Origin of the sequence: Streptomyces sp. NPDC005863, assembly GCF_042871345.1 — a bacterium.
Taxonomy (GTDB): Bacteria; Actinomycetota; Actinomycetes; order Streptomycetales; family Streptomycetaceae; genus Streptomyces.
Genome location: NZ_JBIAII010000006.1, coordinates 76,995 through 90,306, shown reverse-complemented (window position 1 = coordinate 90,306; position 13,312 = coordinate 76,995). Strand labels below are relative to the sequence as shown.

The window sequence follows — 13,312 nt, the reverse complement described above, 5'->3', positions numbered from 1 at the left end:
CGGGGCGGTGGATGGGTGAACGCCAGCGATCTCCAGGGGGAGCGCGGGCGGGCGCGAGCTGCGAGTCCCGTCATGACTGGACAGGGTTACGCTCACCAGCATGGCCGACTACGTACAGGTATCAACCGCGACCGAAACCCGTGCCCAGGCAGTCGAGTTGGCGCGGATCGCGGTACAAGAACGCCTCGCCGCAGGCGCGCAGATCATCGGTCCCGTCACCTCCGCGTTCTGGCACAACGGAGAGTTCGGTACCGGAGAGGAGTGGCAACTGCTCGTCAAGACCACGACCGAGCGGTATCCCGAGCTGGAAAAGCGCCTCGTCGACAGTCATCCGTGGCAGAACCCGGAGCTGTGTGCCACACCGATCGTGGCCGGGGCGGGCCCCTGCCTGCGGTGGATCCGGGCGTCCACCACTCCCGAAGGCTAGAAAGCCAGTCGTGGCGCCCAATTCATCATGCACTGCCCAGTGATTGCTGTCCAAAGCCCTCACACCAGAAAGGCACCGCCTCATACCCTGACTGGGCGACCTGCTCAGAGATTGGGGCGAGACCGTGTCATCTGATGCCACCCCGGACCCTTACGTCGACCCGCTGCGCTTCGGCCAACGCACGCAAATTCTCCGCGAGCGCCGCGGCATGACACGCATCCAGCTGGCTGACTTCATCGCCATCTCACCTCACACCTTGCGCAAGATCGAGAATGGTCAACAGCAGCCGCCAGGGCTAGACATGGTGCTGCGCATCGCCGAGGCGCTGCGGGTCCGCGACCTCTCCGAGTTGACAGGCCACCCCGATATGCGGGTCGACCTCTTCATCGGCCCCGGCCACCCCCGCCTCGGCGCGGTGAAAGCCGCAGTCGACAGCTTCTCTCTCGGCGCCGGCACCGAGCCGCCTCCCGTCGAGCACGTCGAGGCGCGGCTGCACGCTGCGTGGAAGTCCCGCCACTCCGCGAAGAACCACCGCGAGGTGATCGGCAGGCTGCTACCGGATCTGATCCGAGACGCACAGTCCCTCGTTCGACACGCGGACACGGCAGCCGAGCGTCGCGCCGCCCAGGCGCTCCTCGCGGAGGCATACAGCCTGTCTCAGTTCTTCATCGCCTATCAGCCCGACTCGGCGCTGCTGTGGCGCGTCGCGGAGCGCGGCATGGTCGCGGCGCAGGACTCCGGGGACCCGCACACGATCGGCGTGGCCGCCTGGCTGCTGGCGCAAGCCCACCGCGACAGCGGGCCCCGGCACTTCGATGCCGCCGACGCCATCAACTTGCAGGCGGTGCACTTCCTGCAGCCGCTTCTGCCCGACGCGGATGACGAGCTCCTCGCCATCGCGGGGGCCCTGGAGTTCGAGCTCGGGTATACCGCCGCCCGGCGTCGCGACACCGGAACGGCGTGGCGGCACTGGGACAAGGCGAACAGCATGGCGAACCGGCTGGCAGCCGACTACTACCACCCGGTCACGTCGTTCTCGCGGGCCATCATGGGGGCGCACGCGGTCACTGTGGCGGTGGAATTGCACCAGGGCGGGGAGTCCGTGCGGCAGGCGGCGAAGGCAGATGAGTCCGTGATCACATCACGGCCGCGGCGGGCCCGGCACCGCATCGAGGAGGCACGCGGGTTCCAACTGGACGGCCAGCCTGACGTGGCGATCGCGACGCTGCAAAAGGCGTTCGAGGCCGCGCCGGAGACGATCCGGTACAACGGGTACGCCCGCCGGATCATCTTGGAAGAGGTGGAGTCGAAGGTGGCGGCGCGGCGGCACCGCGCGTCCGAACTCGCTGTGGATGTGGGCCTGCTGTCTGCCTGAACGAGGTGACCGTATTCCGGTCATCGATCCGCGTACCTCGCTCTTACCGTCGTCATCAGACCTGATCACCGCTGATGACGGAGCGCCATCGTGACGCAGCAGCAAACGGACAACGCGATCTTCGACTGGCTGGCGCGCGCCCAGCAGGAGCCGGGTCAGGCTCACCGGGAGTGGGCAGAGCGCGGTGTCGCCCTGTTGCCGCTCGGCAGGAGGTTCAATTCCGTCTGCCTGCCGGCACGGATCGTGTACGCAGGAGTCGGCACCGACGATCTCACGATCGTGACCCGGACACTGGCCGAACTCCTGACTGGCCCAGTGATCTACAACCGGCCCACACACCAGTACCACGCCCTGGTCGAGACATACCCGCCGGCGCGATGGGCCTACGCCGACGCCGCCCCGATGCTCGGCGGCGGACAGTTCCTCAGCGTCCCCGCCTCCGACCTCACCGGCCCCATCGGCCTGCACTGGGCAGTACTGCCACACCTGCCCGGAGACCTGTGCGCCATCCAGTCCGTCGCCGCGCTCGTCCACATCGCTCACGGCACGCACGCCGGGGGACACCGGTGAGCCTCATGGCGAAGCCCGAACTGCGGCAGCACGAGCAGCAGATCTACGCGATCCTCCTCCTGCACACCGTGGAGTGCACCATCTGCCGAGCCGAGGAAGACTGCACCCAGGCGGCACAGATCCGGCGAGCACTACGGGTGATCCGACTCGTCCTCCAGCACACCGACGAGCTCATCGCGGCCGACGACGAGTGAGCGGCAATAGCCCATCATCATCAGCCGTGAGTTGGGGCGTCAGAGGCGTTCGCCGCCACCGGCCCGCACCCGCAAACGCTCGGGAGGGGACGTGGGGGTATGTGCGCACGGAGCACCGAGCACGCTCTAGCAAAATTGTCCGCGAGGCGTGGCGAACAGTGGATGGCGAGTACGCACATACCCCCGCGGCCCCGCACCCAACGACGAACCGCAGGCGCAGACGCCGGCCCAAAGCGCCCCGCACCCAGCGACGGGCAGTAGGCGCAGACACCCGCCCCCCACGCGCCCCGCACCCACAGACGGGCAATAGGCACACCCGCCGGCCCGCACCCGCCTCAGCCCTCCCCCCCCTCCCCCTCAGAACGTCAACACCCCCCGCGCCACCCTCCCCGCTCTCGCATCCCCCACCGCCGCCCCGAAGTCCTCCACCGGGTACGTCCTCGTCACCAACTCGTCCAGCAGCAACCGCCCGCTCCGGTACAGCTCCGCGTACAGCGCGAAATCCCGCTGCGGACGCGAACTCCCGTACCGGCACCCCAGAATCGACTTGTCCAGGAACATCGACGCCACCACGAACGACGCCTCGGCCGTCGCCCCCGGCATCCCGAGCAGCACCGCCTGCCCCCGCCGGTCCAGCAGCTCCACCGCCTCCCGCACCAGCTCCACCCGCCCCACACACTCGAACACGTGGTCCGCCCCGTGCGGCAGCACCCCCCGCACCGCCTCCGTCGCCCCGAAAAAGTGCGTCGCCCCGAACCGCCGCGCCACCCCCTCCTTCGCCGGGTTCGCGTCGACCGCCACGATCGTCCCGGCCCCCGCGATCCGCGCCCCCTGCAGCACATTGAGCCCGATCCCACCCGTACCGATCACCACCACGGAGTCCCCGAGCCCCACCTCCGCCCGGTTCAGCGCGGCCCCCACCCCCGTCACCACGGCACACCCGATCAGCGCCGCCGACGCGAACGGAATGTCGTCCGCGATCTTCACGGCCTGCACCGCCCGCACGATCGTCCGTTCCGCGAACGCGGAGTTCGCCGCGAACTGGTACACCGGCTTGCCGCCCCGCGAGAACGGCTGGTCCGGCGCCCCGATCGCCTTCCGGCACATCGTCGGCCGCCCCCGCCCACAGTCCGCGCACGCCCCACAGCTGGCGATCGTGGACAGCGCCACGTGATCCCCGGGCACCACGTGCGTGACCCCGGCCCCCACCGCCTCCACGACCCCCGCCCCCTCGTGCCCAAGCACCACCGGCGGCGGAAACGGAATCGTCCCGTCGATCACCGAGAGGTCGCTGTGGCACAGCCCCGCCGCGGCGACCGCGACCAGCACCTCCCCCGGCCCCGGCTCCCGTATCTCCAGGTCGTCGACCACCTCGGCCCGCGTACCGTCGAACACGACACCCCGCATCACGCACACCCCTTCACCGAGGCCCCCTGGCCTCTCTCGGCAGACCGAGCACCCGCTCGGCGATGATGTTCCGCTGCACCTCGTCCGAGCCGCCGTAGATGGTGTCGGCACGGCTGAAGAGGAAGAACCTCTGCAGGGCGTCGAGTTCGTACGGGGATACGGCCCCCCAGTCCCCCGGCCCCACCGCCGCGGACGCGCCCCGCACGGCCATGCCCAGCTCCCCGAGCCGCTGATGCCACCGCCCCCACAACAACTTGGCGACACTGGGCGCCCCGACGTCACCACCCGAACCGGCACGCGCACCCGCACCCACAGTCACACCCGCACCCGCACCGGAGCCCCCGACCCCACCCCCACCCCCCAACGTCCGCAACGCGTTCCACCGCATCACCCGCAACTCGGCCCACTGCCGCACCAGCCGCTCCCGCACCACGGGATCCCCCGCCGCCCCCGACGCGACCGCCTGCCGCACCACCTCCGCCAGCTCCTCCGCGAAGCCGATCTGCTGGACCAGCGTGGACACGCCCCGCTCGAATCCGAGCAGCCCCATGGCGACCCGCCACCCGTTGCCGACGCCGCCCACCACATGCGCCGCACGCGCGCGTGCACCGTCGAAGAAGACCTCGTTGAACTCACTGGTCCCGGTCAACTGCCGGATGGGCCGCACCTCCACGCACCCGGGTTGGTCCATCGGCACCAGCAACAGGGACAACCCTTCATGCGGCCGCCCCGCCCCCTCCCCCGAACCGGGGCCCGCACCTGCGCCCACACCGGGGCCCGCCCCAACCCCCGTACGCGCCAGCACAAAACACCAGTCCGCCTCCCGCGCCAGCGACGTCCACACCTTCTGCCCGGTGACCCGGAACCAGTCGGGACCGTCCCGTACCGCCCGCGTCCGCACCGCGGCCAGGTCGGACCCCGCGCCCGGCTCGCTGTACCCCTGGCACCACAGCACCTCGCCGCGCGCGATCGGCGGCAGGAACTCGTCCCGCTGCTCCTGGCTGCCGTAGGCGAGCAGCGTCGGCGCGAGCAGGTTCTCGCCGATGTGCCCGTACCGGCCCGGCGCCCTGGCCCGCGCGTACTCCTCGGCCCAGACGACCTGCTGGGTCAGCGAGGCGCGCCGGTTGCCGAAGGCGTCCGTGTCCCAGCCGAGCCCGATCCACCCGCCGCGCCCCAACTCCCGTTCCCACGCCCGCCGGACGGCACCGGCCTCATGCTCGCTGCCCGGCCCGCCCCGCCCCACCACCGCCGTGAACTCACCGGTGAGATGTTCACCCAGCCAGGCCCGCGCCTCGGCACGGAACGCCTCGTCCTCGACCCCGAACCCGAAATCCACCGCCCGCCCCTCTCCTGCGCCCCGACTCCCCCGACCCGTCCCCCCAGTGGCCCGTCCCCACCGCCCCGCCCCCGGGGGCTACGCGTTGGGCCGCTCGCCCTCCGCCGCCGCCTTCGCCATCGCCTCCAGCTGCGCCAGCATCGGCATCGGGTCCGTCCCCACCGTCCCCGGCAGGAAGTCCGCGATCCTCTCGGGCGTCCAGGATCCGTCCGCGTACCCGGCGCGCAGTTCGCGCGGCTGGGCCCAGACCGCGATCTTGGGGCCCGCGATCGTGTAGACCTGGCCGGTGATCTGCTGCTCGCGGGCCCGCTCGCTCAGGAGATACGTGACGAGCGCGGCGACGTCCTCCGGCTCGCCGATCTCCGTCAGCTCCATCGGTACGTTGGCGGACATCCGCGTACGGGCGACGGGCGCCACCGCGTTGGCGGTCACCCCGTACTTGTGCAGGCCCAGCGCGGCGCTCCGTACCAGCGAGATGATCCCGCCCTTCGCCGCGCTGTAGTTGGCCTGCGCCACGGAGCCCTGGTGGTTGCCGCTGGTGAAGCCGATCAGCGTGCCCGTGCCCTGCTTGCGCATCACCGCCGAGGCCGCGCGGAAGACGGTGAACGTGCCCTTCAGGTGGGTGGCGACGACCGGGTCCCACTCCTCCTCGGACATGTTGAACAGCATCCGTTCGCGCAGGATCCCGGCGACGCACACGACCCCGTCGATCCGCCCGTACTCGGCGAGCGCGACGTCGACGATCCGCCGGCCGCCCTCCATGGTGGAGACGTCGTCGGCCACGGCGACGGCCTCGCCGCCCGCGGCCTGGATCTCCTTGACCACCGCGTCGGCTATCTCGCTGCTCGGCTCGGAGCCCGCCATGGAGACGCCGTAGTCGTTGACGACGACCTTCGCCCCCTCGGCCGCCGCGGCGAGCGCGACGGCCCTGCCGATGCCGCGCCCCGCGCCGGTCACGGCGACCACCTTGCCTGCCAAGAAGTTCCCCACGTCCGGCCCCTTCCCGCGGTTTCTGACGGACCGTTAGATTCTATGACCCGTCAGATACCGAAAGACAAGCCCCGCGGAGGACTCATGTCACGTCCGGACGCTCTGCCGGCGGAGTTCCACGACATCGCCAAACGCGTGAACAACTGGGGGCGTTGGGGGAGCGACGACGAGATCGGCACACTCAACCTCGTCACCGACGAGGTGGTCCGCGCGGCGTCCCGCGAGGTCCGCTCGGGGCGGCGCGTGCCGCTCGCGCTGCCGCTCAGGGAGGACGGCGTCCAGACGGGCATGATCCCCGGCCGGGTGAACCCGCTGCACACCATGGTGCAGATCAACCACGAGCTGTTCGGCCCCGGCACCGTCGCCACCAGCGACGACGCGGTGACGATGGGGCTGCAGACGGCCACCCACTGGGACGCCCTCACCCATGTGTCGCACTCGGGGAAGATCTACAACGGCCGCCCGGCGGACACCATCACGGCCCACGCCGGCGCGCGGTTCAGCGGCATCGACAAGGCACCGCACATCGTCTCGCGCGGCGTCCTGCTCGACGTCGCGCGCGCCAAGGGGCTCGACCGGCTGCCCGGCGATCACGCCGTCACCCCCGAAGACCTCGACGAGGCAGCGGAGTTCGGCGGCGTCACCGTCCGCGCCGGCGACATCGTGCTGGTCCGCACGGGGCAGATCCAGGTCTACCTCGCCGGCGACAAGCACGCGTACGCCTACCCCTCGCCCGGCCTCTCGCTGCGTACGCCCGAGTGGTTCCACGCCCGGGACGTGGCCGCCGTCGCCAACGACACCCTCACCTTCGAGATCTTCCCGCCGGAGGTCGAGAACCTGTGGCTGCCCGTGCACGCCCTCGATCTGGTCGAGATGGGGATGCTGCAGGGCCAGAACTGGAATCTGGAAAACTTGTCCACAGCCTGTGCAGAAGTTTCCCGGTACGCCTTCCTGCTCTCCGCGATGCCGGAGCCCTTCGTCGGCGGCACGGGCACCCCGGTGGCGCCGGTCGCGCTCCTCTGAGGCCGGCCGTCTCCGCTGAAGCCGACCGCCGGGCCTGCCGCCGGGCCGACCACCGGGCCTGCCGTCTGCGCGCCGGACGGCGGCGCCTCGGCGTTCGCCCCGAGCGCGCCGCCGTACACGCCACCGTCCGGCTCCGGCGCTCGCCCCTGTCCGTGCGGCCACGAAGGGACCCGCGCCGAAATCGCGACCCACACCTCGTCAAGGACCCGCGGCTGTCCCGCCGAGCGCCCTCGACGTCCCCTCGCGGCGAATCGCTGCACCCCAGCGTGATCAACCGGACACGGCACGTCAACACCCACTCGGGGATTGGTGAGCAATGCCCGGTTCACCCCGCCCGCGCACGCGTGCGCGCACCGGGGCACGCAAGGGCGCATACGGGGGCGGGGGCACCGCCCGGCCCGCCCGGGCGCCCCGGGCGGGCAGGGCGTCGCGTGGACGCTCAGACCGCCTCGTAGGCGACGTCCGCGTCGCCGTAGGCCGTCCGGTTGTAGGCCGCCCTGGCCGCTCCGGCCGCACGCCCGGAGGCCGCCCCCATGTGGGCCGCGCCTCCGTAGGCCGCGCCGTCGCACGCCGTGATGCCACGAGGGGTCGCCTCGTAGACCGTCGCGCCGTAGAGCGACTCCCCGTAGGCCGGCTCCCCGTATGCAGGCTCCCCGTAGGCCGACTCCTCATGGCCGGACGCCTCGCGGGCCGCCGTCTCGTAGGCCGCGATGTCGCAGACCGAGCCGTCGTGGGTGGTGCCCTCGAAGGTGGCCGCCGCGACACCGGCGTCACACCGGTCGACCTCGCACCAGATGCTCTTGCCCGAACCCTCGGGCTGCCAGCCCCAGCGGTCGGCGAGGCCGTCGACGAGCTCCAGGCCGCGGCCGTTGGTGTCGTCGCCGTCCGCGTGCCGCTGGGCGGGCGGGCGGGCGCTGCTGTCGGCCACCTCGACCCGGACCGTCCCCGGCACGTCCGCGGGGACGCCGGGCAGCAGCATGCGCAGCACGGCCGGGCAGCCGGTGTGCACGACCGCGTTGGTCACGAGCTCCGAGATCAACAGGATCAGCGTCTCGGCAACCGGCTCGTCGGCCTCTATGCCCGAGCCCGCGAGTCGTGAGCGGGCCCACCGCCTGGCCCGTCCCACCTCGGCGGGGTCAGCCCCGACCTCCAGCTGAACTTGAAGCACCTGCACCGCTCACACCATCCGAACCGGCGGACACATCGCCTCGCGACTCCACAGGGTCACCGAACGTGATCCCCTTGGGAGACAGCATGATTGACGTTCAGTCACCCCAACAAGCGCTTCGGGCATATTCCAGCGCGAAGGAGTACGCGTACTGCATACTGTGCGACGCGCACCGCAGGGGGTCGAACAGGCGGGGGCGTAACCCCGTCCTGCGCTGCGAGCGGCACGCATTGCCGGGTCCGGCGCCGCCACCTGGGCAACACCGGCATGGCTCCACCTCTGAACCACTCGCATCCCACACAAGGTACCCGAGCCGGGCGCCGACTCCATGCCGTGACGAGTCACGCGTAGGACACAACCCGATATCGACGCTCAGTAGCCTTCGTGCAGGGGCACTTCGTTCGATGAAACAACGGACAAAGCGCACGATATCGGGCAGACCAATTTTTGGGAACCCCCGATTTCCCCCTCCTCAGAGCGCCGCCGCGAGCTCCTCCTCGGCGTCCCGCGCCGTACAGCCCAGCTCGGCCCGCACCCAGGCCCGCTTGAGGTGCAGATGGACGTCGGACTCCCAGGTGAACCCCATGCCGCCGTGCACCTGCAGACAGTCACGGGCGTTGCGCACGGCCGCGTCGTCGGCCAGCAGCTTGGCCGCGCGGGCGTCCAGGGCGTCGCCGGTCACGGCCGCCGCGTAGACCGCGGCACGGGCGAGTTCGGCCCGCACCAGCATCTGCGCGCAGAGGTGCTTGACCGCCTGGAACGCACCGATCGGGCGGCCGAACTGCTCGCGCCGACGGGCGTGTTGGACGGCCGCCTCACAGGTGCGCGACGCGCTGCCGAGCTGTTCCGCCGCGTAGAGCAGGGCGCCCCGGGTGAGCCCCCCGGCGTCGGGCACCCGGTGCAGCGGCGTCAGCGGGTCGACGGACCGCAGCGGCACCGCGCCGGTCACATCCCCCTGGACCACGTCCGCCTCCGCCAGCCACGGCACAAGGGCGCCGTCGACCGCGGTCACCACCACCTCTCCCGCCGCCGCGCCCGGCACCACCCCCGCCGCCAGGAACGACGCCACCGCCGGCCCCGGCAGCAGCGCGCGCCCCGCCTCCTCGAAGATCAACACGGCCTCCGGGAGCCCCAGTCCGACCCCGCCGTCGGCCTCGGGCAGCGCGAGCGAGAAGAAGCCCGCGTCCCCCAGATCGCGCCAGAGCGCACGGTGGACGCGGTCCGTGGCGTCACGCAGCGTGAACCGGGCCTCCAGGAGCTGCCGCATGCCGGACCGCAACGCTGTGTGATCTTCGGTCAGTTGGAAGTCCATCCGGATCGTCACCGGCCCTTCGGGAGGCCGAGGATCCGCTCGGCCACGATGTTCTGCTGGATCTGCGAGGTCCCGGCGGCGATCGTGTACGAGAGCGAGGACAGGCGGTCAAGCACCCAGTCCTGGTCGAGGTCGAGGGCGCCCGCGCCGAGGACCTCCGCGGCGGCGTCGTACAGCTCCTGGCGGGCGTGCGAGTACCGCAGCTTGAAGACCGAGCCGCCCACCCCCGGCACCCCGCCGGTGCGCTGCGCCTCGCTCACGTTCCACTGCGTGAGCCGCCACAGCGCCCCGAACTCGGCGCTCAGCCGCCCCAGCCTGCGGCGCAGCTCCGGGTCGCCCCAGCGGCCGTTGCCGCGCGCCTCGCGGGCCAGCTCGCCGAGGACCCGCCGGCAGGCCACCACCTCCCCCACGAAGGCGGTGCCCCGCTCGTAGGAGAGCGTCACCATCGTCACGCGCCAGCCGTCGTTCTCCGCGCCGACGCGGTTCGCCACCGGGATCCGCACGTCGTCGAGGAACATCTCCGCGAACTCCGTGGACCCCGCGAGGGTGCGCAGCGGCCGCACGGTGATGCCGGGGGCGTCCATCGGCATCGCGAGCCAGGTGATGCCGCGGTGCTTGGGCACGGCCTCACCGACCGGCGTCGTGCGCACCAGGAGCTCGCACCAGTCGGCGACCTCCGCGTGCGAGGTCCAGATCTTGGAGCCGCTCACCACGTAGTGGTCGCCGTCGCGTCGCGCGCGGGTGCGCAGCGACGCCAGGTCGGAGCCGGCGTCGGGCTCGCTGAAGCCCTGGCACCACACCGCGTCGCCGCGCAGGACGGGCGGCAGCCACCGGGCGCGCTGTTCGGCGGTGCCCTCGGAGGCGATGGTCGGGCCCGCGTGCAGCAGGCCCACGAAGTTGGCGCCCACGTAGGGGGCGCCCGCCTTCTCGGTCTCCTCCAGGAAGATCAGCCGCTGGGTCGGGGATGCGTCCCAGTGGACCTCCCCGTATCCGGCGTCGTACAGCAGGCGCTGCCACGCCGTGTCGTAGGCGCGGCGTCCCGGCCAGTCCTGGGGGGACGGCTTGGCGGGGAGCTTCGGCAGCACCGCCGCGAGCCAGTCGCGCAGCCCGGCACGGAAGGCTTCCTCCTCGTCGGTGTACGTGAGGTCCATGCGGCTCCTACGGGTCCCTGTATCTGACGGGTCGTCAGGACGCAGGCTAGCCCCGCGCCTCTGGACCGGCAAGGCGCCGGGGCCTACGCTCACGGGCACGATCTGACTGTCCGTCAGTTCTCGTCGTGGGACCGGGAGGGGATCTCATGAGGCCCGCGCGCAACGAGACCGCGTACGCACTGGGCGAGTCCCGCACTCTCTGGGAGCTGGTCGCGCGCCGCGCCGCCCTCACCCCCGACCGCCCCGTCCTCCTGGAGGCCGCGGCCGACCCCGCCGACGACCGCGCGCTCACCTTCGGCGGGCTCAGGGACCGCGCCGAGCGCGTCGCCGCGGGCCTGTACGGCATGGGGGTGCGGCCCGGCACCGTCGTCGCCTGGCAGCTGCCCACCCGTATCGAGACCGCGCTGCTCTCCTTCGCGCTCGCCCGTATCGGCGCCGTACAGTCGCCGCTCATCCCCTTCCACCGGGACCGCGAAGTCGGCTACGCGCTGCGGGAGTCGAAGGCGGAGTTCTTCGCCGTGCCCGGCACCTGGCGCGGCTTCGACCACACGGGGATGGCGCAACGGCTCGGCGCGGGCACGGCGTCGCGGGTCTTCGAGGCGTACGACGCGCTGCCCGAGGGCGACCCGGCCGTCCTGCCCCCGCCGCCCTCCGACGGCACGGCGGTGCGCTGGATCTACTGGACGTCGGGCACCACGTCCGACCCCAAGGGCGTGCTGCACACGGACCGTTCACTGATCGCGGGCGGCTCGTGCCTGGCGCACGCCCTGCATCTGACGGCGGCGGACGTCGGCTCGATGGCGTTCCCCTACGCGCACATCGCGGGCCCCGACTACACCGTGATGCTGCTGCTCTACGGCTTCCCCGCGGTCATGTTCGAGCACTTCGCGCTGCCCGCCGCGCTCGACGGCTACCGGCGGCACGGGGTGACCGTGGCGGGCGGGTCGACGGCGTTCTACTCGATGTTCCTCGCCGAGCAGCGCCGGCTGCCGGACGGGGAGAAGGTGATCCCGACGCTGCGGCTGCTCGCGGGCGGCGGCGCGCCCAAGCCGCCCGAGGTCTACCACGCGGTGGTGCGCGAGATGGGCTGTCAGCTCACCCACGGCTACGGCATGACGGAAGTGCCGATGATCACCATGGGCGCCCCGGACGACACCGCGGAGAACCTCGCGACCACCGAGGGCCTGCCCCCCGAGGGCATGGAGATCCGGGTCACCGACGCCGACGGCAAGCGGGTGCCGGCCGGAGTGGACGGCGAGGTGCGGCTGCGCGGCGAGGCCGTCTGCCGGGGCTATCTGGACCCGGCGCAGAGCGCGGACGTCTTCGACGCCGACGGGTTCCTGATCACCGGGGACCTCGGGCATCTGCGGGAGAGCGGCCACCTCGTCCTCACCGGGCGGGCGAAGGACATCATCATCCGCAAGGGCGAGAACATCTCCGCCAAGGAGATCGAGGACCTGCTCCACCGGCACCCGGCCGTCGGCGAGGCGGCGGTCGTCGGCCTGGCCGACCCCGAGCGCGGCGAGCGGGTCTGCGCGGTGGTCGAACAGCGGCCGGACACCGGCGAGTTGACGCTGAGGGAGATCACCTCGTACCTGCGCGCGGAAGGCCTCGCCCTCTACAAGCTGCCGGAGCAACTGGAGGTGGTCGAGGCCCTTCCGCGCAACGAGACGCTGCGCAAGGTGCTCAAGTACAAGCTGCGCGAACGCTTCTCGGACCGATCGAACTGACGGGTCGGTACGGCCGCCCTACTCGGGGACCGTGAAGTACTGCGCGAACGCGCTCACGATCTCGTCCTCGGTGACCCGGCCGTCGCCGTCCGCGTCCAACGCGGCGGCGGCGCCCGAGGCGATGTCGTCGGGCACGCCGAGCGCCCGCAGCGCGCGCCCGGCCTCCTCGGGGCTCGCGGTGCCGTCCGCGGCGCCGCCGGCGACGCCGATCACCGCGTGCAGGAACGGCCGGGCGATCTCCGCGAACCGCGCGGGGTTGTCCCGCAGCCGCTTGACCGCGCCGCCCACGAACTCGTCCCGGGTGATCCGCTGGTCGCCGTCGCGGTCCGCGATCCCGGCCATGCCCTGCCAGAACGCCTCGGCCCCGATGTAGAGGGCCTGCCCCTGCTCGGACCGCGCCGTCGCGCCGAACTCGGAGCACAGGGCGGCCGCCGCCGTACTGAAGTCCTCACGGGAGATGTAGCCGTTGCCGTCCTGGTCGAAGGTGGCGAACCGGGCCGCGATCCTACGCTCGTACTCGGCACTGTCCATGATCTTCGGGCCGCCTCACTTCCGCGGTTGGGTGCTTGCTCGGGGGAGTGTTCCCCGGCTGTGAGCGTACGACGTGACGAGTGCCCGGAGACGGGAAA

The 13,312-nt window shown here is 71.8% G+C and carries 12 protein-coding genes and 1 pseudogene; 6 read left to right on the top strand and 7 right to left on the bottom strand.

Annotated elements, in window-relative coordinates:
* Positions 1-100: 100 nt before the first annotated feature.
* The 4 genes from cutA (at position 101) to ACFYO9_RS21915 (ending at position 2,566) form a co-directional block, all read left to right on the top strand.
* Entirely contained in the window at positions 101-427 is a 327-nt protein-coding gene (cutA, locus tag ACFYO9_RS21930; protein WP_355807805.1) for a divalent-cation tolerance protein CutA, read from the top strand.
* 124 nt (positions 428-551) lie between these two features.
* Entirely contained in the window at positions 552-1,802 is a 1,251-nt protein-coding gene (locus ACFYO9_RS21925; RefSeq protein WP_358775029.1) for a helix-turn-helix domain-containing protein, read from the top strand.
* 90 nt (positions 1,803-1,892) lie between these two features.
* The gene (locus tag ACFYO9_RS21920) at positions 1,893-2,372 is read left to right on the top strand and encodes a hypothetical protein (RefSeq protein ID WP_358775031.1); all 480 of its coding nucleotides are present in this window, start codon (positions 1,893-1,895) and stop codon (positions 2,370-2,372) included.
* 5 nt (positions 2,373-2,377) lie between these two features.
* On the top strand, positions 2,378-2,566 hold the full coding sequence (locus ACFYO9_RS21915; protein ID WP_358775033.1) for a hypothetical protein: 189 nt from the start codon (positions 2,378-2,380) through the stop codon (positions 2,564-2,566).
* A 357-nt stretch (positions 2,567-2,923) separates the two neighbouring features.
* Here ACFYO9_RS21915 and ACFYO9_RS21910 read toward each other — a convergent pair whose 3' ends face one another.
* From ACFYO9_RS21910 to ACFYO9_RS21900, 3 genes are all read right to left on the bottom strand, one after another.
* Positions 2,924-3,973 (bottom strand): Zn-dependent alcohol dehydrogenase, encoded by a 1,050-nt coding sequence (locus tag ACFYO9_RS21910; RefSeq protein ID WP_358775035.1) that lies wholly within the window; start codon positions 3,971-3,973, stop codon positions 2,924-2,926.
* Between the two features lie 13 nt (positions 3,974-3,986).
* The gene (locus ACFYO9_RS21905) at positions 3,987-5,309 is read right to left on the bottom strand and encodes an acyl-CoA dehydrogenase family protein (RefSeq protein WP_358775037.1); all 1,323 of its coding nucleotides are present in this window, start codon (positions 5,307-5,309) and stop codon (positions 3,987-3,989) included.
* Between the two features lie 78 nt (positions 5,310-5,387).
* Entirely contained in the window at positions 5,388-6,299 is a 912-nt protein-coding gene (locus ACFYO9_RS21900) for an SDR family NAD(P)-dependent oxidoreductase (protein ID WP_358775039.1), read from the bottom strand.
* A gap of 84 nt (positions 6,300-6,383) precedes the next feature.
* Here ACFYO9_RS21900 and ACFYO9_RS21895 point away from each other — a divergent pair, with 84 nt between their 5' ends.
* Positions 6,384-7,322: a cyclase family protein gene (locus tag ACFYO9_RS21895; RefSeq protein ID WP_355807818.1), complete on the top strand. Its 939-nt coding sequence runs from the start codon at positions 6,384-6,386 to the stop codon at positions 7,320-7,322.
* 712 nt (positions 7,323-8,034) lie between these two features.
* Here ACFYO9_RS21895 and ACFYO9_RS21890 read toward each other — a convergent pair.
* The 3 genes and pseudogenes from ACFYO9_RS21890 to ACFYO9_RS21880 form a co-directional block, all read right to left on the bottom strand.
* Positions 8,035-8,496, bottom strand: a pseudogene (locus ACFYO9_RS21890) (ATP-binding protein); the annotation flags it as partial.
* Positions 8,497-8,962: 466 nt separating this feature from the next.
* Positions 8,963-9,802 (bottom strand): acyl-CoA dehydrogenase family protein, encoded by an 840-nt coding sequence (locus ACFYO9_RS21885; RefSeq protein ID WP_358775041.1) that lies wholly within the window; start codon positions 9,800-9,802, stop codon positions 8,963-8,965.
* 8 nt (positions 9,803-9,810) lie between these two features.
* A complete protein-coding gene (locus tag ACFYO9_RS21880) occupies positions 9,811-10,953 on the bottom strand; it encodes an acyl-CoA dehydrogenase family protein (RefSeq protein WP_358775043.1) in 1,143 nt (380 codons plus the stop codon).
* 146 nt (positions 10,954-11,099) lie between these two features.
* On the opposite strand from ACFYO9_RS21880, the gene ACFYO9_RS21875 reads away from it, so the two are divergent.
* The gene (locus ACFYO9_RS21875) at positions 11,100-12,683 is read left to right on the top strand and encodes an AMP-binding protein (protein WP_358775045.1); all 1,584 of its coding nucleotides are present in this window, start codon (positions 11,100-11,102) and stop codon (positions 12,681-12,683) included.
* A gap of 18 nt (positions 12,684-12,701) precedes the next feature.
* On the opposite strand, the gene ACFYO9_RS21870 is transcribed toward ACFYO9_RS21875, so the two are convergent.
* On the bottom strand, positions 12,702-13,214 hold the full coding sequence (locus ACFYO9_RS21870; RefSeq protein WP_358775047.1) for an EF-hand domain-containing protein: 513 nt from the start codon (positions 13,212-13,214) through the stop codon (positions 12,702-12,704).
* Between the last annotated feature and the right edge of the window lie 98 nt (positions 13,215-13,312).